General features: G+C 74.6%; 26 protein-coding genes, 1 pseudogene and 1 riboswitch. Of the genes and pseudogenes, 15 read left to right on the top strand and 12 right to left on the bottom strand.

Annotated features, from left to right (window positions below):
• Positions 1-6: 6 nt before the first annotated feature.
• Positions 7-1,320: a glycosyltransferase family 4 protein gene (locus CP967_RS24245; RefSeq protein ID WP_150489994.1), complete on the bottom strand. Its 1,314-nt coding sequence runs from the start codon at positions 1,318-1,320 to the stop codon at positions 7-9.
• A gap of 256 nt (positions 1,321-1,576) precedes the next feature.
• On the opposite strand from CP967_RS24245, the gene CP967_RS24240 reads away from it, so the two are divergent.
• Positions 1,577-2,200: a TetR family transcriptional regulator gene (locus CP967_RS24240; RefSeq protein ID WP_150489993.1), complete on the top strand. Its 624-nt coding sequence runs from the start codon at positions 1,577-1,579 to the stop codon at positions 2,198-2,200.
• A 53-nt stretch (positions 2,201-2,253) separates the two neighbouring features.
• On the opposite strand, the gene CP967_RS24235 is transcribed toward CP967_RS24240, so the two are convergent.
• Together CP967_RS24235 and CP967_RS24230 are read right to left on the bottom strand one after the other, a co-directional pair.
• Positions 2,254-2,598 carry a hypothetical protein gene (locus tag CP967_RS24235; RefSeq protein WP_150489992.1) on the bottom strand — a complete coding sequence of 115 codons (345 nt, stop codon included), beginning with the start codon at positions 2,596-2,598 and terminating at the stop codon, positions 2,254-2,256.
• A 71-nt stretch (positions 2,599-2,669) separates the two neighbouring features.
• On the bottom strand, positions 2,670-3,131 hold the full coding sequence (locus tag CP967_RS24230; protein ID WP_229888235.1) for a hypothetical protein: 462 nt from the start codon (positions 3,129-3,131) through the stop codon (positions 2,670-2,672).
• A 248-nt stretch (positions 3,132-3,379) separates the two neighbouring features.
• A riboswitch (cobalamin riboswitch) is annotated at positions 3,380-3,454 on the top strand.
• 126 nt (positions 3,455-3,580) lie between these two features.
• Between CP967_RS24230 and CP967_RS24225 the strand changes: the two genes are divergently transcribed.
• The 5 genes from CP967_RS24225 to CP967_RS24205 are packed head-to-tail and all read left to right on the top strand — an operon-like array spanning position 3,581 to position 9,282.
• The gene (locus CP967_RS24225; protein WP_150489991.1) at positions 3,581-4,834 is read left to right on the top strand and encodes an SCO2321 family membrane protein; all 1,254 of its coding nucleotides are present in this window, start codon (positions 3,581-3,583) and stop codon (positions 4,832-4,834) included.
• On the top strand, positions 4,831-5,517 hold the full coding sequence (locus CP967_RS24220) for an SCO2322 family protein (RefSeq protein WP_150489990.1): 687 nt from the start codon (positions 4,831-4,833) through the stop codon (positions 5,515-5,517). The genes CP967_RS24225 and CP967_RS24220 overlap by 4 nt, the downstream gene beginning before the upstream one ends.
• On the top strand, positions 5,514-6,665 hold the full coding sequence (locus CP967_RS24215; RefSeq protein WP_150489989.1) for an energy-coupling factor transporter transmembrane protein EcfT: 1,152 nt from the start codon (positions 5,514-5,516) through the stop codon (positions 6,663-6,665). Before CP967_RS24220 ends, CP967_RS24215 begins: the two co-directional genes overlap by 4 nt.
• Complete coding sequence (locus tag CP967_RS24210) at positions 6,662-8,464, top strand: ABC transporter ATP-binding protein (RefSeq protein ID WP_150489988.1); 1,803 nt, start codon at positions 6,662-6,664, stop codon at positions 8,462-8,464. The genes CP967_RS24215 and CP967_RS24210 overlap by 4 nt, the downstream gene beginning before the upstream one ends.
• A complete protein-coding gene (locus CP967_RS24205) occupies positions 8,461-9,282 on the top strand; it encodes an ECF transporter S component (protein WP_150489987.1) in 822 nt (273 codons plus the stop codon). The genes CP967_RS24210 and CP967_RS24205 overlap by 4 nt, the downstream gene beginning before the upstream one ends.
• A gap of 199 nt (positions 9,283-9,481) precedes the next feature.
• Here the strand turns inward: CP967_RS24205 and CP967_RS24200 are convergent, their stop codons facing one another.
• Positions 9,482-11,611 (bottom strand): bifunctional glycosyltransferase 87/phosphatase PAP2 family protein, encoded by a 2,130-nt coding sequence (locus CP967_RS24200; RefSeq protein ID WP_190175013.1) that lies wholly within the window; start codon positions 11,609-11,611, stop codon positions 9,482-9,484.
• 252 nt (positions 11,612-11,863) lie between these two features.
• On the opposite strand from CP967_RS24200, the gene CP967_RS24195 reads away from it, so the two are divergent.
• Complete coding sequence (locus CP967_RS24195; protein WP_150489986.1) at positions 11,864-12,982, top strand: DUF2330 domain-containing protein; 1,119 nt, start codon at positions 11,864-11,866, stop codon at positions 12,980-12,982.
• Positions 12,983-13,096: 114 nt separating this feature from the next.
• Positions 13,097-13,573 carry a GNAT family N-acetyltransferase gene (locus CP967_RS24190; RefSeq protein WP_150489985.1) on the top strand — a complete coding sequence of 159 codons (477 nt, stop codon included), beginning with the start codon at positions 13,097-13,099 and terminating at the stop codon, positions 13,571-13,573.
• Between the two features lie 93 nt (positions 13,574-13,666).
• Here the strand turns inward: CP967_RS24190 and CP967_RS24185 are convergent, their stop codons facing one another.
• Both CP967_RS24185 and CP967_RS35270 read right to left on the bottom strand, forming a co-directional pair.
• Entirely contained in the window at positions 13,667-15,709 is a 2,043-nt protein-coding gene (locus tag CP967_RS24185) for an MDR family MFS transporter (protein WP_150489984.1), read from the bottom strand.
• 572 nt (positions 15,710-16,281) lie between these two features.
• The gene (locus CP967_RS35270; protein ID WP_341874675.1) at positions 16,282-16,746 is read right to left on the bottom strand and encodes a hypothetical protein; all 465 of its coding nucleotides are present in this window, start codon (positions 16,744-16,746) and stop codon (positions 16,282-16,284) included.
• A gap of 28 nt (positions 16,747-16,774) precedes the next feature.
• Here CP967_RS35270 and CP967_RS35265 point away from each other — a divergent pair, with 28 nt between their 5' ends.
• On the top strand, positions 16,775-16,924 hold the full coding sequence (locus tag CP967_RS35265) for a peptidoglycan-binding domain-containing protein (protein ID WP_341874674.1): 150 nt from the start codon (positions 16,775-16,777) through the stop codon (positions 16,922-16,924).
• A 197-nt stretch (positions 16,925-17,121) separates the two neighbouring features.
• Complete coding sequence (locus CP967_RS24175; RefSeq protein WP_150489983.1) at positions 17,122-17,784, top strand: HAD-IA family hydrolase; 663 nt, start codon at positions 17,122-17,124, stop codon at positions 17,782-17,784.
• Between the two features lie 297 nt (positions 17,785-18,081).
• On the opposite strand, the pseudogene CP967_RS34805 reads toward CP967_RS24175, so the two are convergent.
• Positions 18,082-18,297, bottom strand: a pseudogene (locus CP967_RS34805) (ABC transporter permease); the annotation flags it as partial.
• Between the two features lie 311 nt (positions 18,298-18,608).
• Between CP967_RS34805 and CP967_RS24165 the strand changes: the two are divergent.
• The 3 genes from CP967_RS24165 to CP967_RS24155 all read left to right on the top strand — a co-directional run bounded on the left by CP967_RS24165 (position 18,609) and on the right by CP967_RS24155 (position 21,751).
• Entirely contained in the window at positions 18,609-19,253 is a 645-nt protein-coding gene (locus CP967_RS24165; protein ID WP_150489982.1) for an HNH endonuclease family protein, read from the top strand.
• Positions 19,254-20,319: 1,066 nt separating this feature from the next.
• Positions 20,320-20,781 carry a DoxX family protein gene (locus CP967_RS24160; protein ID WP_150489981.1) on the top strand — a complete coding sequence of 154 codons (462 nt, stop codon included), beginning with the start codon at positions 20,320-20,322 and terminating at the stop codon, positions 20,779-20,781.
• A gap of 301 nt (positions 20,782-21,082) precedes the next feature.
• Complete coding sequence (locus CP967_RS24155) at positions 21,083-21,751, top strand: DedA family protein (RefSeq protein ID WP_150489980.1); 669 nt, start codon at positions 21,083-21,085, stop codon at positions 21,749-21,751.
• A 52-nt stretch (positions 21,752-21,803) separates the two neighbouring features.
• Here CP967_RS24155 and CP967_RS24150 read toward each other — a convergent pair whose 3' ends face one another.
• From CP967_RS24150 to CP967_RS24130, 5 genes are all read right to left on the bottom strand, one after another.
• Positions 21,804-22,028, bottom strand: a complete 225-nt coding sequence (locus CP967_RS24150) for a DUF2277 domain-containing protein (RefSeq protein ID WP_150489979.1) — start codon at positions 22,026-22,028, stop codon at positions 21,804-21,806.
• Between the two features lie 74 nt (positions 22,029-22,102).
• Positions 22,103-23,506 (bottom strand): DUF1254 domain-containing protein, encoded by a 1,404-nt coding sequence (locus CP967_RS24145; protein WP_229888234.1) that lies wholly within the window; start codon positions 23,504-23,506, stop codon positions 22,103-22,105.
• Position 23,507: 1 nt separating this feature from the next.
• A complete protein-coding gene (locus CP967_RS24140) occupies positions 23,508-23,936 on the bottom strand; it encodes a DUF7144 family membrane protein (RefSeq protein WP_150489978.1) in 429 nt (142 codons plus the stop codon).
• 132 nt (positions 23,937-24,068) lie between these two features.
• Positions 24,069-24,413 (bottom strand): DUF8108 domain-containing protein, encoded by a 345-nt coding sequence (locus CP967_RS24135; RefSeq protein ID WP_190175012.1) that lies wholly within the window; start codon positions 24,411-24,413, stop codon positions 24,069-24,071.
• Between the two features lie 5 nt (positions 24,414-24,418).
• Positions 24,419-24,634 (bottom strand): hypothetical protein, encoded by a 216-nt coding sequence (locus tag CP967_RS24130; protein ID WP_150489977.1) that lies wholly within the window; start codon positions 24,632-24,634, stop codon positions 24,419-24,421.
• A 191-nt stretch (positions 24,635-24,825) separates the two neighbouring features.
• On the opposite strand from CP967_RS24130, the gene CP967_RS24125 reads away from it, so the two are divergent.
• On the top strand, positions 24,826-25,236 hold the full coding sequence (locus CP967_RS24125; protein WP_167535432.1) for a helix-turn-helix transcriptional regulator: 411 nt from the start codon (positions 24,826-24,828) through the stop codon (positions 25,234-25,236).
• A 23-nt stretch (positions 25,237-25,259) separates the two neighbouring features.
• Positions 25,260-25,679 (top strand): VOC family protein, encoded by a 420-nt coding sequence (locus CP967_RS24120; protein WP_150489976.1) that lies wholly within the window; start codon positions 25,260-25,262, stop codon positions 25,677-25,679.
• Positions 25,680-25,688: the final 9 nt, after the last annotated feature.

Genomic DNA, 25,688 nt, shown 5'->3' with positions numbered 1-25,688 from the left:
GAGGGGTCACCTGCGCGCTCCGCGGGCGGCGATCGCCTGACGGTACAGCTCGGCGGTGCCTGCGGCGGCTCTGGCCCAGGTGAAGTTGGCCAGCACCCGTGCGCGGCCGGCCGCGCCGAGGCGGGCGCGCAGTGCGGCGTCGTCCAGGAGCCGGCCCAGCGCCGCGGCCAGGGCGCCCGCGTCGCCGGGCGGCACGGCCAGGCACGCCTCGCCGTCCGGGCCGGTGACCTCGGGGATCGCCCCGCCGGTGGTGGCCACCAGCGGGGTGCCGGTGGCCATGGCCTCGGCGGCGGGCAGCGAGAAGCCCTCGTACAGGGAGGGGACGCAGGAGACCTGGGCGCTGCGGACCAGGTCGACGAGGGCCTCGTCGCTGATGCCCTTGACGAACTCGACGGTGTCGGTGAGGCCGTAGCGCTCGATGGCACGGGCGACGGGTCCGTCCTCGGCCCGCTTGCCGACGACCACGAGGTGCGCCCGCGGGTTCTCCGTACGGAGTTTGGCGAGCGCCTCGACGAGGTGGACGAGGCCCTTGAGCGGTACGTCGGCGCTGGAGGTGGTCACTATCCGGCCCGGCACCTCGGCGACGGACGGGTCGGGGGACCACAGAGCGGTGTCCGCGCCGATGTGCACGACCCGGATGCGGTCCGGGCGCACCCCGAGGTGCTCGACGATCTCCGCCCGCGAGGAGCCGGACACGGTGAGGACGGACGGCAGCCGGCGCGCGACCCGCTTCTGCATCCGGGTGAAGGCGTACCAGCGGCGGACCGAGAGCCGCCGGCGCCGTGACCGGGCGGCGTCCAGGTCGAGCCGGCGGTCCACGGTGATGGGGTGGTGGATCGTGGTGACGAGCGGGGCGCCGAGGTCCCCCAACAGGCCGTATCCCAGCGTCTGGTTGTCGTGCACGACGTCGAACTCGCCGCGTCGGGCGAGCAGATGGCGGCGGGCCCGGAGGCTGAAGGTGAGCGGCTCGGGGAAGCCCCCGGTCCACATGGTGGCGACCTCGGCGGCGTCGATCCAGTCGCGGTACTCGCCGCGCTTGGGCGTGCGGAAGGGATCGGGCTGCCGGTACAGGTCGAGGCTGGGCAGTTCGGTGAGCGGGACGCCCTCGTCGAGCACGGGGTAGGGCTGGGCCCCGATCACCTCGACGCGGTGGCCGAGCCGGGCGAGTTCACGGCCGAGATGGCGTACGTAGACGCCCTGGCCCCCGCAGAAGGGGTTGCCCTTGTAGGTCAGCAGCGCGATGCGCAGCGGCCGGTCGCCGCCCGCACCGGAGAGGGCACCGCCCATGGGGGGACCGGACTCCATGGCCTCAGCGGTCACACTCGGCCCCCTTCTCACTGCGGTGTTCGCCGGAGCGTAACCGGTCGCGCTAATCTAGAACAAGTTTCAGACTGGTCGGTACAGCAGCCACCGAATCTACCGGCAGGTAGCGTCAGTGTGACGGCCCGAGCAGGTGATTCACGCCACGACAGGCGGGCGTCCGGCGCGGGCCGCCGCCGGAACCTCCTTCCGGGGGACAGGGAACCCGTTTCCGCTCCGGTCCCCGTGGCACGGCAGGGAGCCTTGGGTGGGAGATATGACAGCGGAGACCGGACCTGCGGCGCCTGCTCTGACGGCACGTCAGGAAGCCCGCCGGCGCTCCATCCTGCGGGCCGGCGCCCAGCTGGCCGGCCGGGGCGGCTTCGAGGCGGTGCAGATGCGCGAGGTGGCGGACGCCGCCGGGGTCGCCCTGGGCACGCTGTACCGCTACTTCCCCTCCAAGGTCCATCTGCTGGTGGCGCTGATGCAGGAACAGCTCCAGCGCCTGCGGGTCACACTCCGCAGGCGCCCGCCCGCCGGCCAGGACGCCGCGCAGCGGGTCGCCGAGACCCTGATGCGGGCCTTCCGGGCGCTCCAGCGGGAGCCGCACCTGGCGGACGCCATGGTGCGGGCCTTCACCTTCGCCGACCGCGGGGTGAGCCCCGAGGTGGACGCGGTCTCCCGGCTGACCACGGCGATCATCGTGGACGCGATAGGGGTCCGGGAGCCCACCCGGGAGCAGCTCGCCGCGGTCCGCGTCATCGAGCACACCTGGCACTCCGCGCTGATCACCTGGCTGTCGGGCCGGGAGTCGATCGCCCAGGTGGGGCGGGACATCGAGACGGTGTGCCGACTGATCGGCCCGGCGGGGGACGGCCCCGGGCGGCCCGGCGCCGGCTGACCGGGCCGGCCGCGGTCCGGGCACGAGGGGATCCGGCCCGGCCGCCCGGCGTCCTACCGGGCGCCCAGTCCCATGAACTCCGGCTGCCGGTAGGGCTCCCACCAGCTGATGAGCCCCCAGACGCCGAGCGCGAGCGCGGCGAGGGCCAGGGCCAGCGCTCCCCACGGCCGGACCGCGCAGCGCCGCGCCAGGCTCCGGACGAGCGGGGGCAGGAGCGCCCCGCCGAGGGCGATCAGCGGGAGGTCGACGTAGAACACGCTGAGATCGCGGTGCATGCCCTCGAAGCCGCCGGTGACACTGATCCGGGCGAGCGGGGCCCAGGCGAGGAGGGCGGCCGTGGCACCCACGACGGCGAGCAGGCACCCCGCGTAATCCTGTTCATATTTCAACTGCTTCATGTCTGCCGTGACGCTCCGTCCGGCCCTGCGGTTCCGCCCGCCGGGCCGGGTCCAGGACGCCGCTCCGCCGGTCAGGCCGGGTCCAGGACCTCGTCCTTCAGGCCCTCGGGCAGTTCGCAGCCGTCCTCGACCCCGGTGAAGGCCACCGCCTGGGTGTCCCCCAGGGCCTGGTGCCGGGCGTAGAGCTTCCAGCCGCGCTTGGCGAACGTACGGAAGGAGACGTCGCCCTCGGCGTGGCGGGAGACGATCTCCCAGTCGTGCTGGCGCAGCCGTTTGACCGTTCCCTCGAAGCCCTCGGCGGCCCGGTCCGCGGGGACGGTCCCGTGCCAGGGGGTCACGCACTCCCGCCAGGCGCCTTCCGGCATGCCGGCGGCGGAGGTGTCGCCGTCCGGAAGCCCGGCGGCGAAAGTGTAAGCCGCTATCTCGTCCGCGACCGTCTCCTTGGTGAACGGCAGAAGGGGCGAGGGCGAGGCCTTCGCGGGGGTCTTCTCCTCGTCCGGCCCGATGAGCCCGCAGCCCGTGGTCACGGCCATGAACACGCTCACCCCGGCGGCCACGGCCGCCGTACCTCTTCTGCGCACAGGTGCTTCCCGCTCCGTCTCGTCCCTTCCACGAGCGGTGCCCGTGTGATGTCCGCCGGAGTCTCGCACGCACCCTGACCTGCTGGGAAGCCCCCGCACCCGGCCTTCCGCGGCAGACCGCCGGGCAGGCGGCACGGTGCGACCGGGGGAGCCGCCGTGTCCCCCGGTAGAGTGAGGGGGTCGTCATCATGCCCGTACGGGGGGAAGCCGGTGCGAATCCGGCGCTGGCCCGCAGCCGTATGTCCGCTCCCCGGAGCGGACGAGCCGGAATGCCCCGCGCGTGCGATGACCGGCTCGTGCCGCCGGAACCCCGGTGGCCGGCACCGTCGAGGTATACGGGGCCGGAGCCCGGTGCACCCGTGTGCCCGTGTCCCGGTCCTCCAGGAGAGGCCCAGCCAGCCATGACCGTACGCCGCCGCGCGGCAGCGCTCGCGATCACCGCCGTGCTCTCGGCCGCGGCCGCACCTGCCGCGTCCGCCGCCCCGAGCCCGTCGCCGTCCCCGTCCACGAAGCTCCCCGAGGGCCTGTACGGCACCGCGGACCCCACCTACGACGGGGTCTGGCGCCAGTCGATGGCTTTCCTGGCCCAGAAGATAGAGCTGGTCACCCCCGCCACGAAGTCCGTGGACTGGCTCGTGGCCCAGCAGTGCGACAGCGGTGCCTACGCCTCCTACCGGGACGCCTCGAAGCCCTGCGACGACAAGACGGTGGCCGACACCAACGCCACCGCCGCGGCCGTCCAGGCGCTGATGGAGCTGAACTCCCACCGGCCGACGGTGGACAACTCGGTCAGCTGGCTGAAGTCCGTACAGAACGAGGACGGCGGCTGGGGCTACAACCCCGGCAGCCCCAGTGACGCCAACTCCACCGCCGTGGTGACCGGCGCCCTGGCCCGGGCGGGTGTCCCGCTGGCCGACATCACCACCGACGACGGCGCCTCGCCCTACACGGCGCTGCAGTCCTTCGCCCTGCCGTGCGACGGCGAGGGCGCCGGCGCGTTCGCCTACCAGCCGGACAAGGACGGCAAGCTCACCGCCAACGCGGACGCCACCGCGGCCGCGGTGCTCGGCGCGATGGGCAAGGGCATGGCGGCCGGCAACTCCAACGCGGTGCGGAAGCCGGTCTGCCACGAGGGCGACGGCCTGACCGTCGAGCAGACCGCGCAGAACGGCGCCTTCTACCTGGCGAAGGCCCTGGCCGGCTCCGGTCACCTCCAGCTGCCGCCGATGCCCGGTGCCGAGGAGTCCGAGCCGCAGCCGGACTTCGGCAACACCGCCGACGCGGTCGTGGCCCTGGCCGCCTCGGGGCACAAGGACCAGGCGGAGAAGGCCGTCGCCTATCTGGAGAAGAACGCCGGGGACTGGGCGGAGAAGGGCGGCCCGGCCGCCACCGCCCAGCTGGTGCTGGCCGCCCACGCCACCGGTACCGACGCCCGGGACTTCGGCGGCGTCGACCTGGTCAGGCAGCTCAACGCGCAGGGCCCCGCGCCCGCCGCGACGGCCGTCCCCTCCCCCACGGCGACCCAGGACGAGCCCGAGGACACCACCAGCGACGACGGCGGGCTCGGTGTCTGGTGGCTGGTCGGCATCGGCCTGGCCTTCGGCGCGGGCATCGGTTTCCTGCTGAGCGGGCGCCGGAAGAACCAGCAGCTGTGAGGCGTCCGGGGCGCACCGCCGTGCCGCTGTTCCTGGCCGCCGCTGTCCTGACCGTGTCCGGCGCGGGCAGCGCGCAGGCGGCCGGTTACCGCTACTGGTCGTTCTGGGAGGGCGACGGCGGCACGGGGTGGACGTACGCCACGCAGGGCCCCTCCCTGGTCCGGCCGGACGACGGGACGGTGTGGGGCTTCCGCTTCTCGGTCAGCGAGGACTCCCAGGACTCCGCGCAGCCGCGGCGCGCTCCGGACTTCTCCACGATCTGCGCGGGTACGCCGCCGAAGGGCGGCACCGAGCGGATCGCCCTGGTCATCGATCCGGGTACGGCCGCGGACGCCCCGGAGGGCGAGCGGCCTCCCGCGCTGCGCACCGCGTGCGCGCGGGTCGCCCCGGGGTCGAGCGCCGCCGAGGCGCTGGCGTCGGTGGCGACGCCCCTGCGGTACGACAGTTCCGCGATGCTCTGCGCGATATCGGACTACCCGCGCACCGGCTGCGGCGAGCAGGTCGCCGGAGCCTCCGGGGCCTCCGGCGGCCCGGCGGACGGTGCCGCCCCCTCCGGGGACCCGGTCTCCGCCCAGGGCTCGGACGGTTCCGGGGGCGGCCCTTCGGCGGGTGTCCTGACCGGTGTCGGCGCGGTGCTCCTGCTCGGTGTCGCCGCCGTCCTGCGGGCCCGCCGCAGCCGATGAGTCCCTCCACGGGTGCCGCCCGGGTCCGCCGTGCCCTGCGGGCGCCCCGGGCGTCCCGGGGCAACGCCCTGCCGGCCGGTGCCTGGTGGCTGTGGGCGCTGGGGCTGGCCACCGCCGCGTCCCGGACGACCAACCCTCTGCTGCTGGGCCTGCTGGTCGGCGTGGCGGGCTATGTGGTGGCGGCGCGCCGTACGGACGCGCCGTGGGCCCGTTCGTACGGGGCGTTCGTGAAGCTGGGGCTGTTCGTCGTCGGCGTGCGGCTGGTGTTCTCCGTGGTGCTCGGGTCGCCGCTGCCGGGGGTGCACCCGCTGTTCGCCCTGCCCGAGGTGCCGCTGCCCGACTGGGCCCAGGGGATCAGGATCGGCGGCACGGTCACCGCCGAACAGCTGGTCTTCGCGCTGTACGACGGGGCGAAGCTGGCCACCCTGCTGATCTGCGTCGGCGCGGCGAACTCGCTGGCCGATCCCGCCCGGCTGCTGAAGTCGCTGCCGGGCGCGCTGTACGAGGCGGGGGTGGCCGTCGTCGTGGCGATGACCTTCGCGCCGAACATGGTCGCCGACGTGGTGCGGCTGCGCCGGGCCCGCCGGCTGCGCGGCCGGCCGGCCGGCGGTGTCGCCGCGGTGCTGCAGATCGGGCTGCCCGTCGTCGAGGGCGCGCTGGAGCGTTCGGTGGCGCTGGCGGCGTCGATGGACGCGCGGGGGTACGGGCGTACCGCCCGGGTCCCGCCCGCCGTCCGGCGCACCACCAACGCCCTGACCCTCGGCGGGCTGCTGGGCGTGTGCGCCGGCACGTACGGCCTGCTGTCCGCCGAGGGGGCGGGTTACGGGCTGCCGCTGCTGCTGGCGGGGCTGGTCGCGGCGCTCGCCGGACTGCGGCTGGGCGGCCGCCGCTCGGTGCGTACCCGCTACCGCCCGGACCGGTGGGGGGTGCGCGCCTGGCTGGTCGCCGGCTCGGGTGCGGCCGTCGCGGCGGCGATGATCGCCGCGGGCGTCACCGACCCGGAGGCGCTGCGCCCCGGTGTCATCCCGCTGACCGCCCCCGTCCTGCCGCTGTGGCCGGCCGCGGCGGTGCTGGCCGGGCTGCTGCCCGCCGCCGTCGCGCCCGTCCCGCCGCCGGCTTCCCCCACGGCCCCCGAGGAGCAGCAGTGATCCGCTTCGACCATGTCTCCGTCCGGTACGAGGACGCGGAGCGGCCCACCCTCTCGGGCGTGGACCTCACCGTGCCGGAGGGCGAACTCGTCCTGCTGGTCGGCCCGTCGGGTGTCGGCAAGTCGACCCTGCTGGGCACCGTCTCGGGTCTCGTACCGCATTTCACCGGTGGCAGGCTGACGGGCAGGGTGACCGTCGGCGGCCGGGACACCCGCACCCACAAGCCGCGCGAGCTGGCCGACCTGGTCGGCACGGTGGGCCAGGACCCGCTCTCCCACTTCGTCACCGCCACGGTCGAGGACGAACTGGCGTACGGGATGGAGTCGCTGGGGCTGCCGCCGGACGTGATGCGCCGGCGGGTCGAGGAGACGCTCGACCTGCTGGGCCTGGCGCAGCTGCGGGACCGCCCGATCTCCACGCTCTCCGGCGGCCAGCAGCAGCGGGTCGCGATCGGTTCGGTCCTCACCCCGCACCCGAAGGTGCTGGTCCTGGACGAGCCGACGTCCGCCCTGGACCCGGCGGCCGCCGAGGAGGTGCTGGCGGTGCTGCAGCGCCTGGTGCACGACCTGGGCACCACCGTGCTGATGGCCGAGCACCGGCTGGAGCGGGTGGTGCAGTACGCGGACCAGGTCCTGCTGCTGCCCTCGCCCGGCGCCGCACCGGTGCTGGGCCCGCCGGCCGAGGTCATGGCGGTCTCGCCCGTGCGGCCCCCGGTGGTGGCGCTGGGCCGGCTGGCGGGCTGGGACCCGCTGCCGCTGTCGGTGCGCGACGCCCGCCGCCGTTCGGCGGCCCTCCGGGAACGGCTCGCCCATGTGCCCGTCCCGTCCCCGGCCGGTCCCGGAGGGGCGGCCGTCACCGCGCTGCCTCCCCTGCCTCCCGCCGCGCCCGCCGGGATCCTCGGCCGGCTCTTCGGCCGCCGGGCGTCCCCGGGGAAGGCGGGGGGACCGGCGGACACCGCGGGGTCCGGCGGGACCCGTGCCCGAAGCGGCGCGGAGGCGGTCGCCCGGGTCGAGGGGATGGGCGTACGGCGCGGCCGGGTCGAGGCGCTGTGCCGGATCACCCTGTCCGTGGTGCCCGGTGAGACGGTGGCGCTGATGGGCCGGAACGGCGCGGGCAAGTCGACCCTGCTGGCCACCCTCGTCGGGATGCTGGAACCGACCACCGGTTCCGTGGCGGTGGGCGGCCTGCCCCCGGCCCGCACGGCCCCCCGGGACATGGTGCGCCGCGTCGGCCTGGTCCCCCAGGAGCCCCGCGACCTGCTGTACGCGGACACGGTCGCCGCCGAGTGCGCGGCGGCCGACTCCGACGCGGGCGCGCCCGCCGGGAGCTGCCGTGCCCTGGTCTCCGAGCTGCTGCCGGGGGTGCCGGACGGCACCCACCCCCGGGACCTGTCCGAGGGGCAGCGGCTCGCGCTGGCCCTCGCCCTGGTCCTGACGGCCCGGCCCCCGCTCCTGCTGCTGGACGAGCCGACCCGCGGCCTCGACTACGCGGCGAAGGCGCGGCTGGTGGGCGTCCTGCGCGGGCTGGCGCGTGCGGGCCACGCCATCGTCATGGCCACCCACGACGTGGAACTGGCGGCGGAGCTGGCCCACCGGGTGGTGGTCCTCGCGGACGGGGAGGTCGTCGCCGACGGCCCGACCGCCCGGGTGGTGGTCTCCTCCCCCGCATTCGCCCCGCAGACCGCGAAGATCCTGGCCCCGCGGGAATGGCTGACCGTCACCCAGGTGCGCACCGCTCTGGAGACGGCGGAGGCGGACCCGTCCGCGAGCGCCGCCGGACCGGCGAAGGGGTCCGTATGAGGGCCTCCCGCGGGGCCCGTCCCGTCCGGCTCGGGCCGCGCGCCGTCGTGGCACTGGTCCTGGTCGGCGCGGTCGGTCTGATGGCCTTCTGCTGGCCGCTGCTGGCCGGGCGGGACTCCGGCCTCTCCCACGGGCAGGCCGCGCCGTGGCTCTTCGCCGCGCTGCTGGTCCTGCTGGTCGGGGTGGCCGTCGCGGCCGTCGCGGACGACGGTCTGGACTCCAAGTCGGTGGCGATGCTGGGGGTCCTCGCCGCGGTCGGCGCCGCGCTGCGCCCGCTGGGGGCGGGGACGGCCGGGCTGGAACCGATGTTCTTCCTGATGCTGCTGAGCGGCCGGGTGCTGGGCCCCGGCTTCGCGTTCGTCCTCGGCGGGGTGACGATGTTCGCCTCCGCGCTGCTCACCGGCGGGGTCGGGCCCTGGATGCCGTTCCAGATGCTGTCGATGGGCTGGTTCACGATGGGCGCGGGCCTGCTGCCGGCGCCGGAGCGGCTGCGGGGCCGTGGCGAGGTGCTGATGCTGGCCGCGTACGGCTTCGTGGCGTCGTTCGGCTACGGCACGCTGATGAACCTCCAGGGCTGGACCCTGCTGCAGGGGCAGGCGTCCGGGATCTCCTACGACCCCGGCGGCCCGCTGCACGAGAACCTGGTCCGTTTCGTCACGTACTGCCTGGTGACCTCGCTCGGCTGGGACCTGGGCCGGGCCGTGCTCACCGTGGTCCTGGTCCTCGCCGTCGGCCCGTCGCTGCTGAGGGCGCTGCGCCGGGCCACCCGGCGTGCGGCCTTCGACGCGCGGCCCGCCTTCGACGCTCCCGAGAAGTGACGGCGCCCGGGGCGGCGGCGCCCGGGGAGTGACGGTGCGGGGGCCCGCCCGGCGCCCGCGGTCCGGTGCCGGCGGGTTTGGCCGGGTGGCGGACCGGACGAGCGGGGCGGATCCTGGGACACGCGGCGATCCGAGCCGGAGGGGCGCCCGGGGAGGGATTCCTCCCGGGCGCCCCTTCGGCGCGTCCGCCCTGCGGACGTCAGGTCCGGCTGCCCGCCGGTTCGGCCGCCGGTTCCTCCGGACCGGGCTCCCCCGGAGCGCCGGACGTGCCCTCACCCCCGGCCGTACCGCTCTTCTCCCTGCCGCTGCCCGCCGTACCGCTGCCCTCCACGCGCTCCGCCCCCGGGGCCTCCCCGGCGGGTCCGGTGTCCTTCGGCAGCAGCCTGCGCGGCCCCGCCAGGACGTGCGTCAGTCCGAAGCCCAGCGCCACCACGGCGGCCCCGCCGACCGCGTCCAGCACCCAGTGGTTCCCCGTCGCGACGATGCACGAGACGGTGAACAGCGGGTGCAGCAGGCCGAGCGCCTTCATCCACGCCTTCGGTGCCAGCAGCAGGATCACCACCCCGCACCACAGCGACCAGCCGAAGTGCAGGGACGGCATCGCGGCGTACTGGTTGGTGACCGCCGTCAGCGCCCCGAAGTCCGGGCTGTCGAGGTCCTGCACCCCGTGGACGGTGTCGATGAAGCCGAGCCCCGGCATCAGCCTCGGCGGGGCCAGCGGGTACAGCCAGAAACCGACCAGGGCCAGGACGGTCGCGAAGCCGATGGAGCTGCGCGCCCAGCGGTAGTCGGAGGGCCGGCGCACGTACAGCACGCCGAGGATCGTGAGGGGCACGATGAAGTGGAACGTCGAGTAGTAGTAGTCGAAGAACTCCCGCAGCCAGGAGATCCCGGCGACCGTGTGGTTCACCCAGTGCTCGATGTCGATGTGCAGCCACTGTTCGATCGAGTGGATCTGCCGGCCGTGCTCCTCGGCCGTGGCCCGGCCCGCGGTGGCCGCCAGGCGGACCTTGGCGTACGCGGAGTAGACGACCCGGATGAGCAGGAGTTCCAGCAGCAGGTTGGGGCGGGTGAGCACCCTGCGCCAGAACGGCAGCAGGGGCACCCACGCGAACCGCGACCCGGCCGGCCGGGCGTGGTCGGTGGGCACGGGCTTCGACCAGTACGGCGAGGTACTCGGCAGGAACGGGACCGCGCAGGCCGTGCCGAGCGCGGCGATCAGCACCACGTTGTCGCGTACCGGGAGGAGGATCCCGATGTTGGGCAGCAGCATCTTCCCCGGCAGGGTGAGGACGAGGACCACGACGGCGGGCCAGACCAGCCGGTCCGAGGCCCGGGTGCCGACCCGGCCGACGACCGCGAGGAGCACCCACAGCAGCTGGTGCTGCCAGGCGGTCGGTGAGACGGCGACGGCCACGCACCCGGTGACGGCGACCGCGAGGAGCAGCTGCCCGTCCCGCGCGTAGCGCACCGCGCGGCGCAGGCCGACGACGGTGACGGCGGCGGCCAGGACGAGGAAGAGGGCGATCTCGGCCGGTCCCTGGAGGCCGAACCGGAGCAGGGCTCCGTGCAGGGACTGGTTGGCCAGGCCGTCCGGGCGCTCGCCGAGTCCCGTGCCCGCGAGGTGGTGCACCCAGTAGGCCCACGAGTCGTCGGGCATCACCGCCCAGGCCAGTGCCGTGCACACGGCGAACGCCGAGGCGGCCGAGGCTGCGGCCGTGCGCCGCCCGGTGAGCCAGAACAGCGCGGCGAAGAGCAGGACGACCGGCTGGAGGGCGGCGGCGACCCCGGTGAGCACACCGGGCAGGCGCTCGCCGCGCGCCACGAAGCAGGCGGCCAGCACCAGCAGGACCGGCAGGATGCTGGTCTGGCCCAGGTGCAGGGTGTTCCGGACGGGCAGCGACACCATGAGGAGGGTGATCGCGAGGGGTGCAGCGAGGAGCGCGGTGCGCCGGCCGGCCGGTCCGGGGAGCGCGCGGGCCACGACGAGGCCGAGCGCGGCGACCAGCAGCAGGGTGCCGAAGGTCCACACGACGCCGAGTGTCTGTTCGGCCGAGGCGGTCAGGGGTCTCAGCACCAGTCCGGCGAACGGCGCGCCGGTGAACCCCCCGGGCTCGTAGAGGGACCCGGCGAGACGCAGGATGCCGTCCGCGCCGGTCCAGGCCACCAGGTCGGTGAGGCGCTCCCCCGGCTCACCGCGCAGCACCACCGCCATCTGGCGCACCCCGAGCACGGCCACGAGCAGCCAGAGGGCGGCTCCGGCCAGCCGGGCCCGCGCCCTCGGGTCCGCCGTCGCGTCGCCCCGTACACCGTGCTCCGCCTCTGCCACTGGCGCCGCCCCTCCCACAAGTCCGATGCACTGTCCCGTCCGGTCGGGTATGTGCGGATGAAGCCTGCCATTGCCCTCTCGGGCAGACCCAATCAACCCCCTCTTCGCCTGACTGTCACCACGCTTTTGTGCGGAAGGACACGCGGATCCCGTACGGCTGTCCGCACCGGCCGGCGGAACCGTGTGATCCGTCCGTGCGTCCGAAGCCGTATCCGGCCGCGCGTACGCGCCGGCGAGAAGGGGGAGCGGAGCATGCGGGGGCAAGGACCGGGGCGGGTGTACGGGCGGGGCGGCGGCCCCTGGTACCGGCGGGCGTTGTCACTGCTGCTGGTCCTGGCGGCACTTCAGCTGGGTTCGCTGGTCTCTCCGGCGTACGCCTGCGGGTGCGGGGCGATGGTCCCCTCCGAGCGGACCCGGATCACGGTCGGCCAGGAGACCTCGGTGGTGCACTGGGACGGGCGGACGGAGCAGATCGTCATGCGGCTGACCGTGCGGGGTGACGCCGGGGAGGCCGCCTGGATCATGCCGGTCCCGCACCGCGCCTCCGTCGGGCTCGGCGACCCCGCGCTCTTCGAGGAGCTGGCCGCGATCACCGCGCCGGTGACCGAGACCCGGCACTACTTCTGGCCGCGTGAGGGCGACTGGCCGCTCCCGCAGCCTGACGGGGCGGGCGCTCCGGCGCCGGGTGCCGCGCCGCCGGTCGGGGTGGTGGACCGGCAGCGGCTGGGCCCCTTCGACGTGGCCCGGCTGACGGCGACCGATCCGCAGGCCCTGCGGGACTGGCTGGACGGCCACGGCTTCACGCTCCCCGGCCCGCTGGCGAGCGCCCTGGAGCCGTACGTCGACCAGGGGTGGGAGTACGTCGCGGTGCGCCTGGCCCCGCGGAAGGAAGGGGAGGTCCTGGCGGGCGCGCTGGAGCCGCTGCACCTGAGGTTCGCCAGTGACCGGCTGGTCTACCCCATGCGGCTGTCGCGGCTGGCCACGACCGCCCAGTCGCTGGGCCTGTACGTCCTCGCGGACCACCGGATGGAGCCGGCCGGGCGGATCGGCGGGCAGGAGCCCCGTGTGACGTTCGCGGGGCGGCTGGAGGGCGCGGACGCCGGGGGCGCGGTCGGTGACCTGGCCGGCGGGGGGCCCGCCTTCCTCACCGCCGTCGTGCAGGACTTCCCCGATCCGTCGCGGATCGACGGCGACCACGAGCTGCGGGCGGCCGGCGCCGACACCCCGTACCGCTCGGTGATCCACCGGAGCGAGCTGCTGACGGTGGGCGGCTTCCCCGTGTGGCTGCTGACCGTGCTCGTCGTGGCGGGGGCGGCCGTCACCGCCGTGGCCGTGGCACTGCGCCGGCGGCGGGGAGCGGTCCCGGCCTGACGCCGTGCGCCGCGCCGGGTGCCGCCGGGCGGCATACGGGCACGGGTCTCCCCGTCCCGCCCGGCATCCGGATATTCGTTCGTCCTCTCGTCGTACCCGCCCGAGAATGGCCCGATGGCCTGGACCGTTGCCCCCGAATCCTTCGACACCCCCGACGCGGCGCTCCTGCGGCGCGACTACTACGACGAGGTGGCGAGCCGCTACTGGGGGCGTCCCGCGACCGGCGAGGAGATCGTGGCGGGGCTCACCGGGGACGGTGCCGAGCGCCTCGCCCCGCCCACCGGCCTGTTCGTCGTGGGCCGTCACGGGGGCAGGGCCGCGGCCTGCGCGGGGCTGCTGCTGATCGACGCGGGGACCGCGGAGGTGACCCGGGTGTTCGTACGTCCGGCGTTCCGTTCCACGGGAGGCGGCGGGCTGCTGCTGGCCGCCGTCGAGAGCGCGGCGCGGGGGTCCGGGGTCTCCCGGGTCCGGCTCGACACCCGGAACGACCTGGTCGAGGCCCGTGGGCTGTACGCGAAGCACGGCTACCGGGAGGTCCCGGCCTTCAACCGGGGTCCGTACGCGGAGCACTGGTTCGCCAAGGACCTCTGAGCACCCGCGCCCGCCGGGCGGTGGCACCGCCGCCAGCCGTGCCACTGCCGCCCGGCCGTGCCATCGCCCGCCGTGCCGCCGCCCGCCCACCGCTCAGGCCGAGTGGTCGCGCCGCGGCTCGGGCATGTGCGGCCGCTCCCGGCTCGATCCGCTCACCTCGCTGGACAGCTCCGACACCAGGCGGAGCAGGTCGGTGGGCCGGTCCGGGTCCCACCAGTCGCCCAGCAGTTCGGCCAGTGACTCCTCGCGCGCCCGGGCCAGGCGCACCACGGCCTGCGCGCCGCTCTCGGTGAGCACCAGCTCCAGGCCCTCCCGGCGGGCCAGGCCGCGTTCCTCGACCTGCCGGGCGGCCTCGGTGATGACCCGGATGGGCACAGGGGCGACCTCGGCGAGCCGGCCGGGTTCGACGGTGCCGTGCCGTTTGATGCGCAGCAGCAGCCAGCTGGCGGCGGGGAGCAGGTCGTACCCGGCCCTGGCGGTGATCTTCTCGTAGATCTCGCGGCGGCCCTCGCGGGTGGTCAGCACCGACAGGGCACGGGCGCACTCGTCGTAGGAGGAGCGCTCGACGGGGTTCGACGCGAAGGTCTCGCTGTGGTCGGGGGCGGTGACCGAGCCGCGCAGCGGGTCCTCCCTGAGGAACCACGCGAAGACGAAGGCGAGCAGCACGATCGGTACCGCGTAGAGGAAGACGTCGGTGATGGCGGTGGAGTAGGCGTCCAGGACGGAGGGGCGCAGAGCGGCGGGGAGCCGGCCGATGGCCCGGGGGTCGGCGGCGAGGGATCCGGCGTCGACGCCGGGCGGCAGCGGCCGGCCGGCGAGGGCCGTCTCCAGTTTGCCGGTCAGCCGGTTGGTGAAGATGGTGCCGAAGACCGCGACCCCGAATGACGCGCCGATGGACCGGAAGAACGTCGCGCCGGAGGTGGCCACACCGAGGTCCTCGTAGCCGACGGCGTTCTGGACGACCAGCACGAGCACCTGCATCACCAGGCCGAGGCCGGCGCCGAAGACGAAGAAGAAGACGCTCATCGTCCAGGTGGAGCTGTCCACCGAGAGCTGGTGGAGCAGGAGCAGGCCGATCGCGGTGATCGCGGTGCCGGTGATTGGGAAGACCTTCCAGCGGCCGGTACGGCTGACGATCTGGCCCGAACCGGTCGAGGTGATGAGCATGCCGAAGACCATCGGCAGCATGTGCACACCGGACATGGTCGGGGTGATGCCGTGGACGACCTGGAGGAAGGTCGGCAGATAGGTCATCGCCCCGAACATGGCGAAGCCGATGACGAAGCTGATGACCGCTACGAGGGTGAAGGTCCTGATCCGGAAGAGCTTCAGCGGCAGCACCGGCTCGGCCGCCCGGCGCTCGGCGCGGATGAAGGCGGCGAGGAGGACGAGCGCGAGCACGGCCAGTCCGATGATCCGCGCGGAGCCCCAGGCCCAGGTGGTGCCGCCGAGGGAGGCGACGAGGACCAGGCAGGTGGCGACCGAGGCGATGAGGAAGGTGCCGAGGTAGTCGATGGTGTGCTTGGTGCGCGCGACGGGGATGTGCAGGACCGCGGCGATGACGAGCAGTGCGACGACGCCGATCGGCAGGTTGATGTAGAACACCCAGCGCCAGCTGAGGTGCTCGGTGAAGAAACCGCCGAGAAGCGGTCCGAGCACACTGGTCACTCCGAACACGGCGCCGAACAGACCCTGGTACTTGCCCCGTTCGCGTGGGGGGACGATGTCGCCGACGATCGCCATCGACAGCACCATCAGCCCGCCGCCGCCGAGGCCCTGGAGGGCGCGGAAGCCGATCAGCTGCGGCATGTTCTGGGCCATGCCGCAGAGCGCGGAGCCGACGAGGAAGATGACGATGGCGGTCTGGAAGAGCTTCTTGCGCCCGTACTGGTCGCCCAGCTTGCCCCACAGGGGGGTCGCGGCGGTCGCGGCCAGCATGTAGGCGGTGACGACCCAGGACAGGTGGTCGAGGCCGCCGAGCTCGCTGACGATCGTCGGCAGCGCGGTGGAGACGATCGTCTGGTCGAGTGCCGCGAGCAGCATGCCGAGCAGAAGTGCCCCGATGGCCACCAGAATGCTCCGGGTGGACCTCCCCTCGCCCGGTGCAGGGGGTGAGGGGCTCAGCTGCTGGGCCATGCGCTTCTCCTCGGGTCCGCTTCCTCCCCATCCTGGCGTCTGTGCCCTGTTATGGCCTGCCGAGCAGGGGCACGGCCGTTGGGCTTCCCGGGAGCGGCCTGCATAATCGCAGGCAGTTCACAGGGGAGGGGACCCACCATGACCGGACATATATGCCCGGAGTGCGGCGGCGAGCGGGGCGCGAGACCCGGGTGCGCCTGCGGAGCCGGGGCGGCCCGGCAGGGCGGCGGGCCGGGGCCCCGGACCGGGCCGGGTGAGGGGCACCGGGCCGGCCGCGCGGCGGAGGCGGCGGCCGCGGAGGATTTCGACCCCTTGCGGATCCGGCCGTACGTGACGCTGCCGAACGGTCCGGGCACCGAAGGCGCAGACGACGGTACCGGCACACGCGCGGACGGCCGTGATCGCGGTACGGCGGCGCACGACGCGGCCCCGGCCGAGGCCACCACGATGCCTCTCTTCCTCGGCGGCGCCGCGGCCGGCGAGGCCCCGGGCCGCGGCCCGGACCACCCCACGGCGGCCGTCCCCGCCGCCACCGGCGGTGGGGACCGGGGCCGGCGGCGCACCGCGGCGGCCTACGCGGGCGGTGGCGCGGACCCCGTCCAGCCCCGGCGCCGCAGTCCGCTCGCGGTCGTCGCGGCGGGTGCCGCCGTGGTGGCGGTGGTGGGGACCGCCGCGTTCGCGGGCGGACTGTTCGGCGGGGACGGCGGCGAGGACACCGCCCTGCCCGAGGTCACGACGAGCGTCCCGGTGTCGACCGGCGGCCCGGCCGCCTCCGTCTCCGCCTCCCCGTCCCCTTCGGCCTCCCCCTCCGCCTCTTCCGCGTCCCCGTCCGCCACACCCTCCGCGTCGGCCTCCGCGTCCGCGTCCGCGTCGAAGAGCCCCTCCCCCTCGCCCACGTCCGCCTCACCGACACCGCCCTCCCCGTCCGCCACTCCGTCCGGGAACTCCCCGTCACCCTCGCCGCCGGCCCAGGAGGGCGCCCCGACACTGCGGCGCGGGGACCGCGGCCCGGAGGTGGAGGAGCTGCAACGGCGCATGCGGAAGATCTGAGTCTACCAGGGGCCGGTGGACGCCTCCTACTCGGACAAGGTGGAGGACGCCGTCCGCGACTTCCAGCGCTGGGCGTCGATCAGGACCGATCCGCCCGGCGTGTACGGCCCGGACACCCGCCTGGCGCTGGAGGCGTGGTCGTCCGGCGGCGGACACGGGAACTGACCACGGCGGGTGCCGGCGGGTGCCGACGGGTGCCGACGGGACAGCGGTGGCGGGACTGGCTTTCTGGCCACGCTTTTTGTATCGTGGAGGAACAAAGTAGCCCTCGCCCGTTTTCCCTGACCGGCGGGCGGGGCTGCTTGACCTCTTGGCCCGCAGCCGCGCGCTGCCCGCACCACCACCGCGTTCTGGAGTCGCCGATGCCGGCCACCGTCCTCGAAGCCCGCGCCCTCCTGCTGGACATGGACGGCACCCTGGTGAACTCCGACGCGGTGGTCGAGCGCTGCTGGCGCCGGTGGGCCCTGGCCAAGGGCCTGGACCCCGAGGCCGTCCTCACCGTGGTGCACGGCCGCCAGGGGTACGCCACGATGGCCGTCCTGCTGCCGGACCGGCCCATGGAGCAGAACCACGCCGAGAACCGGATCATGCTGGCCGAGGAGACCGCCGACACCGAAGGTGTGGTGCCCATCGGCGGGGCCGCCGCCTTCATGGCTTCGATCGCCGCGCTGCCGCACGCGCTGGTGACCTCCGCCGACGAGGCGCTCGCCCAGGCCCGGATGGCGGCCGCGGGGCTCCCCGTGCCGGTCACCCGGGTCACCGCCGAACTGGTCGGCGCCAGCAAGCCGGACCCCGAGGGCTTCCTGAAGGGCGCGGCCCAGCTGGGCTTCGAGCCTGCGGACTGCGTCGTCTTCGAGGACTCCGAGGCGGGCATCGCCGCCGGCCGCGCGGCCGGCATGCGCGTCGTGGGCATCGGCCCGCGCGCGGCGGCCCTCTCCCCCGACGCCCACATCGCGGACCTGAACGGACTGCGGGTGGAGTCCGCCCCCGACGGCCGGATCCGTCTGCACCTCGCCGCCCACTGACACCTGCGGCACTCCCACCACCTCCCGCACACCCGCCGCGCCCCGCACACCCACCGCTTCCGCCGCTCCGCCGCGCTCCGGCACACCGACGCGAGCCCGGCAGGACACGAAGGCGCACGGCGGGTGACAACGAACGCACGGCGGCACCCGAACGCCCGGCCCGGCCGACGCGCCTCGCGCGCCGGCCGGGCCGCTCTCGGTACAGCACCCCGAGCCATCGGCACCGGCTGCCAACAGGGCAGCCACCACCCACACCACCACCAGGGCGAACAGCCGCACGGCGCCCGCCTCCACGGGCGAGGCGCCGCCCAGCGGCATGCCCGTGGACACCCCCGGCAGAGTCACCGGGCCCACGATCCGGGTCCGGTCCGGCCCCGGCAGCAAGACGTCCGAAGCGGCCGTACGGATCGCCCCCACCCGGGCGTCACGGCCGGGCAGACCGAGCGCCGCCCCCTCCCCCGCCTCGCCCCGGCGGGCCCACAACTCGCCCGGCGCATGCCGTCCGGCGGGCACGGTCGCGGCCGGAGTACCGCCGGCGAGAACCCCCGCGACAACGGGACCAGGGCGGATCCCGCACCGGAACGAGCACCGTGAGCGGAAGCGCGCCGGGCGAGCGGGCCGCCCTCCACCTGGCGTTCCGTCAACTCACCCGCCCGAACGGGCTACGGACGGAACGTCAGAACTACCGCCGGACCCCTTGATGTGACGTGCGCATGTCGTCAGTCTGTTACCTGACGACCACCCCACGGAAATCCCGCCCCGTTTTGATGGCCGGGCTTCCACAGGTCGTCCGCATCCGCGCCCCCCACATCGAGGGAGTTCACATGCCCGGCATCTACGCGCGTCACATAGCCGTCGCCGCCTCCGCCGCCGCACTCGCCGCCACCACGGGTCTCCTCACCGCCCCGTCCGCCCAGGCCGCGATGCCCACGCCGGTCAGCGCATCGACCGCGCGCACATACCTCAGCCAGCTCACCGTCGCGGCCGAGGGCTCCTCGTCCGGCTACAGCCGCGACAAGTTCCCGCACTGGATCACCCAGTCCGGCGCCTGCAACACCCGCGAGGTCGTGCTGAAGCGCGACGGCACGGGGGTGGTCCAGGACTCCTCCTGTGCCGCGACCAGCGGCAGTTGGTACTCCCCGTACGACGGAGCCACCTGGACGGCCGCGTCCGACGTGGACATCGACCACATGGTCCCGCTCGCCGAGGCCTGGCGCTCCGGCGCGAGCAGCTGGACCAACGCCCAGCGCCAGTCCTTCGCCAACGACCTGACCCGCCCTCAGCTCATCGCGGTCACCGACAACGTCAACCAGTCCAAGAGCGACCAGGACCCCGGCGACTGGCTCCCCCCGCGCACCGCCTACCGCTGCACCTACGCCCGCGCCTGGGTGCACGTGAAGCACCACTACGACCTCCGCGTCGACTCCGCCGAGAAGAGCGCGCTCCAGTCCGTGCTGAACGCCTGCTGACCGGCCGCCCCTCCCCGCGCCGGGCCGCGCCTTCCCGCGCCGGACCACCCCTTCCCGCGCCGGACCACCCCTTCCCGCGCCGGGCCGCGCCGGCCCGGCGCGGGCGCGCGGGCACGCACCGCCGCCCCGCTCCGCGGACCGTTCACCGGACGGCGCCGGCGGCCACGGGACCCGCCGGAACAGGCGTCACGGCCCCCTCGCGCACCACGGAACGCACCACGGATCGCCCCAGGGGGAACACCGGCACCTTTCGGCCGAGTATGCGGGCGAGAACGATCACCCAGGCGGCACGCGCCCGGAGCGGGGACGGCCGCCCACACCCCTTCCGGGGGCTCGGGCCGGGCGGATGGTCCACCCCTCGCGCACCCGGGCACGGCAGGCCCCCGCCCGCCCGGCGCCCGCCCCACCCGGGGCGCGGGACAGAAGAGGCCGCCCCCGGCCCGGCGCACCGGGGCGACCGCCCGGCCCCGCCCGCGAAAAGGCCCGGCGCGCTGGTGACCAGGAACATCGGGCCGCAGTCTCCGCCCTCCCGCCCGGCCGGGCGCCGGTCACCACGGAGGGTCTGGGCGGATACACCACGCTTTATCCGCTCCCAGGCGATGCGTCCCCGGCACGCCCATCGGCCCCCACGCACCCCATGAGCCTTCCCGAGTCACCGGTGCCCCAAGGATCACACGGCTGACCTGCCCCTGGACGGGCCCTCACCCGCGGCAGGCCGCCACCCGTCCCGGGCGCGGCCGGAGCCGGCGTACCGCGGGTGCCGCCGGACATCCCGGCACCGCCGGCGCACCGGCACCGGCGCCGACGCGGGCGGGGCGGGCCGCGGGCGGCCGACGGCGCGCAGCACCCCTCCGCATGGCCGGAATCCCGCCCCTCATTGGTTTAGACCAAACGGGCATCACCCGAGGTCCGGCTGGATTCGGTCCAAGGACGGACACACCCCTGAACAGGTCATTGTTTTTCGGCCAGTCGACAAAATGTTGAACTTGCAAGCACAAGTGAGGCTTACCTAACCTTGTGGGTCCAATCGGTTCACGTCCCCAGACCGAAGGAGCCCGACCCCCACATGTTCACTCACCTGAACAGGGCGCAGCCTTACGCCCTGGCCCTTTTCCGCATCGTGATCGGCTTCCTCTTCGCCTGCCACGGCGCGGCGTCCCTCTTCGGTGTGCTCGGCGGCGCCCACGGCGGCGGCACCGTCCCCGTCGGCACCTGGCCGGGCTGGTACGCCGCGCTGATCCAGTTCGTCGGCGGCATCCTGGTCGCCGTCGGCTTCGGCACCCGCATAGCCGCCTTCATATCCTCCGGCTCGATGGCGTACGCGTACTTCAAGGTCCACCAGCCGGAGTCGCTCTTCCCCCTGCAGAACGGCGGCGAGGCCTCGGCGATCTTCTGCTGGTGTTTCCTGCTGCTGGTCTTCACGGGCCCCGGCGCCGTGGCCGTGGACCGGCTGTTCTCCTCCCGCACTCCCACGGCGGACCGGGGGGAACACGACGCACACGGGAAGGCACGGGCCGTCTCCGTCTGACAGCACCGGCACGCCCGTATCCCGCGAACGCCCCGTCCCTCGTCCCGACGCCCTCCGGAGCGCCGGGCACGGAGGCGGGGCGTCCGCGTTCCCCCACCGCCCGCGATGCCCCGCCTTCCGCGATGACCCGCCGTCCGCGACCCGGGGCGTGACCTGCGTGACATCGCACCCCGGGCCGGGAATTCCAGGTAAACCACAGGCGTATTCTGGAGTGCTGGCCTACCGTCGGCCCTGCCGCTCCGGCCGCTCCCCTGCGACGACGCGGTGTTCGCATCGGATGACACGGAACGGGGAGTAGAGAGTGCTGGAGAGTGTGGGCGCGCTGACAAGCAGCCCATGGATCTACGTCGTGGTCGCCCTCTCGGTACTCCTGGACGTCTTCCTTCCGCTTCTGCCCAGCGGTGTGCTGGTGATCGCGGCCGCGACCGCCGCCGCCGCGAGTACGACCACCGTCACCGCCGCGGCCGGCGAGGCGACCCGGCAGGTGCCCTCCCTCCTGGTGTTGACCCTCTGCGCGGCCACCGCCTCCGTGCTCGGCGACCTCGTCGCCTACCGGCTGGCCTGGCGGGGTGGCGAACGCCTGGACCGGGCCATCGCCCGCTCCCGGCGTCTGACCGCGGCCCAGGAGCGCCTCGGCACGGCTCTCAGCCGCGGCGGGGGCGCCCTCGTCGTCGTGGCGCGCTTCGCCCCGGCCGGGCGCTCGATCGTGTCGCTGGGAGCGGGCGCCGCACACCGCCGGGCCAAGGACTTCCTCCCCTGGTCGGCGCTGGCCGGTCTGGCCTGGGCCGCCTACAGCGTGAGCCTCGGCTACTTCGGCGGCCAGTGGCTGGGCGCCTCCTGGCTGGGCACCGCCGTCTCGGTGCTCGCTCTGTTCCTGGCGGGCTCCCTGGCCGCGGTCGTCGTCAAGCGGCCCGGCCGGAAGCGGCCCGTCGCCACCGCCTCCTCCGCCACCGCTTCCTCCCCCTCCTGACGGACGCCCCCGCCGCCCGTGCCGGCCGGGCTCCTCGACGGCCCCGCCCGGTTCACCCCCGGGGGGCCGTGCCCCGTATCTCCAGGCCGTCCAGCAGCCGCCGGGTCGCCCCGGCGATCTCGGCGACCGCCCGGTCGAAGACCTCCTGGTTGTGCGCGGCCGGCGCGCGGAAGCCCGACACCTTGCGGACGTACTGCAAGGCGGCGGCTCTCATCTCCTCCTCGGTGGCTTCCTCGGGGAGGGCGGGCGGACGAAGGGTCTTGATGCTGCGGCACATGCCCCCAGTGTGACCCGCACCACTGACAGGACGTCCGTGGCCTGTACCTTCCCGGCCGGCAGGGTGTCCGTGGCCTAGGCATCCTCGGCCCGTTCGACGGCCGGAAGGACGTACTCCCCGTCGAGAACCGCCTGGTCGGGGACGTGCATCCGCATCACGAGCCGGAACTCCCCCTCGCCGGCCGGCAGCCAGTTCGCCGCCCCCGCCCGGTCGGCGGGACGCTCCCGGCCGATACGCAGGGTCAGCGAGCCGTCCGGACCGTACTCCAGACCGGGTGTCCGGTCGCCCACCGCGTACCGCTGCGGCTCCCCGGCCGCCAGGTGGTCCCCGGGGACCCCGTACGGACTCACCGACCAGAAGGCCCGTACGGGCGGTGGCGGTGCGAGCCGCAGCAGGTAGGTACGGCCCCCGTCGAGCGGGCGGCCCCGCGAGTCGCGGGCGGTGGACGCCTGCAGGGACTCGTAGCCGTGCGGTCTCCACAGGTCCCGCCGTGCCGCCACCGCCCGGAGGACACGGGCGGCCTCCCCGTCCTCGGTCCGCCACTGCGGGAAGTCCGGCGCGCCGGTGCCCGGGCAGCCCGGAGGGAGGCCGTGCGGGTGCGGCCGGACCTCCCAGGCCCCGGGCCGCCGGGCCCCGGGCCGCCGATGGGCGTCTTCCACCGGGCGGCTCGCCGCCTCCACCCGCGCCCGGCCCAGCACGAGCCCGCGGGTCAGCGCCTCGGTGAGGGCGGGCCCGGCCGCCACGTACGGCGAGAGCCCCTCCTCCAGCAGACCGAGCGGCTGGAAACGGTCCTGGTAGGCGCGGTCGGCCGCGGACGGCGGGAAGTCCGCCGTCCACACCCGCATCCGCTCGTAGAAGCCGAGCGCCTCGGGCACGTCGGAGTCCGGCGCGGGGACCCCGGTCCGGTGGGCGCGGTCGCCGAGGTGGGTGAGGGTCAGCTCCTGCTGGAGGGCTCGCACCCTCGGCAGGTCGCCGGGCCCGTGGCAGGCGATCCGGCCGGCCAGCGTGACCACGGAGGTGGGGGCGTCGATCACCCCGGTCACGACGTCGGGGACGGTCCCGGCCCAGCCGGGTGGAACGATCAGCCAGTCGCCCTCCCGGGTGCCGGTGGCCCGGCTGCCGACATAGGCGAAGGTGCCGCTCCAGGCGTCCACGAACTGCAGGACGTAGTACTCGCCGGCGGTGTCCGGCACGTGCAGCCGCACCGGCCCGCCGGACAGGTCGAGCTGGGCGATCGCGTCGACGAGGTCGGGCGCCGCTCCCGGGACGTGCGTACCGGGAACGGCGGGACCGTCCGCGTGGGCGAAGGCGTTGAAGGGGGCGGGGCCCAGCGCCCCGTACCCCTCCTGCAGGAACTCCCGCACCGCCGACATCTGGCGGACCAGGGGTACGCCGTAGACGTACGCCTCGGCGGCGAGGGCGGCCGTACGGTCCGGATCCGGACCGTACGCTCCCCGGCCGCCCCGCCCGCCGTTCACGTCAGAGGACCGGCTTCGAGCGATCGGTGCACAGGGCCCAGATCACGAACGTGTCGATCGCGATGGAGACGATCGCCCACACCGGCTGGTACGGCAGCCACACGAAGTTCGCGATCAGGTTGAGCGCCGCGATCGCCACACCGAAACCGCGCGCCCAGGCGGCACCTCTCAGGATGCCCAGGCCGACCAGCACGAGGATCACACCGAGGATCAGGTGGATCCAGCCCCAGGTCGTCACGTCGAAGCGGAACGTGTAGTCGCTGATACGGGCGTAGACCTCGTCGGAGGCGATGCCCGCGATGCCCTTGAAGATGTCCAGTACGCCGTCCACGAGCAGCAGGACGCCGGCGAACATCGTGCCGCCCGCCGCCCAGGCGTTGTTCCGCTCGGGCGGCCGGGTGGTTCCGGGCGGGGGTGCTGACTGGGCCATGGGTGTCCTCCGATCCGCCGGCACTCGGTGCCGGCACTCGGCCCGGCGGGCCGCCGGGCAGATCCGACCCTGCGCGACACCTTCCGGCCGGTCGACCTGGACGCACCCGTCCGGGTGACCCGGAGACGGGGCTCACGGGGCCCGCACCGTCACGACCTGCCCCTGCGCGTCGACGGTGAGGGCGATGCGTTCGACCTTGTTCACCACCGACAGCCCGGCCCACGCGACGGCCCACAGCCCGCAGGAGAGGAGCGCGAGGAGGGCGTGCAGCACATGGTTGACGGGTTGCCCCCGCACCAGTACGGCCTGGCTCCCCGACCGCGACTCCACCCGCCATCCGGTGGCGATCCGGCGGTTCACCACCCAGTCGAGTATCAGCCCGCGCCGTTCGGCGTCGGGTGCGTTCCCGCAGACTCCGTAGTAGCCGGGTGGCGGCTCCAGTGACATCCCGGCCCGGGACGCTCCACGAAACCTCATGGGGCTCACCTCCAGGTGTCGAGGTCTCCGCCTCGCCACTCGACCGACTCGGACCGGTCCAGGTCGATCTCCTCGACGCCCTCGGCGAACCCCGCCTCGCGCAGGAACGCCGCGACGTCCCCGCGCCCGCGCGCCAGACCCACGATCCGGCCGCGCACGGTGACCCGGCGCGCGCCGTTCGCGGAGGGCGGGTACACGATCACAGGCGGGTGTCCGGACATGCCTCCACGGTCCCCCTCCCCTCCCCGCCGCGCATCCCGGGCCCGGACCCGGACCCGGCCGGGGCACGGGCTCCCCTCCGGCGCCGGGGCGGGACGGGCAGGGAGAGAGACAGAGCGCGCGGGAGAGCGCGGGACGGCCGGGGTGGGGCGACTCCCCACGCGGGCGCGCACGCCTGTGGCAGGCTGGGCGGGTGACGACGCTGGAGGATCTTGTCCGGTTGCGCCGGGCCCGGGACACGATGGACCGCGACTACGCGGAGCCCCTCGACGTCCCGGCACTGGCGAGTGCCGCGCTCATGTCGGCGGGCCACTTCTCCCGCAGCTTCCGCGCCGCCTACGGCGAGACGCCCTACAGCTATCTGATGACGCGCCGGATCGAGCGCGCCAAGGCGCTGCTGCGGCGAGGGGACATGAGTGTGACGGACGTCTGCATGGCCGTGGGCTGTACGTCGCTCGGATCGTTCAGTTCGCGCTTCACCGAGCTGGTCGGCGAGAGCCCCAGCGCCTACCGCGCCCGCGTCCACGACGAGGGGACGGCGGTCCCCGCGTGCGTCGCGAAGATCCACACACGACCGGTCAGAAACGGAGAAGCACCGGCGTGAGACCCGTCCGTAGCGTGAGCCGCATGAACGACATCACGCTCTCACAGTGTTTCATCGCCGTCGACGACCACGACAAGGCCCTGGCCTTCTACCGCGACGCCCTCGGCCTGGAGGTCCGCAACGACGTCGGATCCGGGCAGATGCGCTGGGTGACCCTCGGGGCACCGTCGCAGCCCGGGGTGAACATCGTGCTCGAACCGCCCCTCGCGGACCCGAACGCGTCCGCCGCCGACCGGGAGGCCGTGGCGGAGCTGCTGGCCAAGGGCCTGCTGCGCGGGGTCGTCTTCGGCACCGACGACTGCGACGCCGCCTTCGAGCGCGTCCGTGCCGCGGGGGGCGAGGTGCTTCAGGAGCCCATCGACCAGCCGTACGGCGTCCGCGACTGCGCCTTCCGCGATCCCGCCGGCAACATGATCCGCTTCAGCCGGCCCGTCGAGGGGTGAACCGGCACC

Origin of the sequence: Streptomyces nitrosporeus (genome assembly GCF_008704555.1) — a bacterium.
In the GTDB taxonomy this organism is placed as follows: Bacteria; Actinomycetota; Actinomycetes; order Streptomycetales; family Streptomycetaceae; genus Streptomyces; species Streptomyces nitrosporeus.
This window is presented reverse-complemented; position numbering and strand designations above follow the sequence as displayed.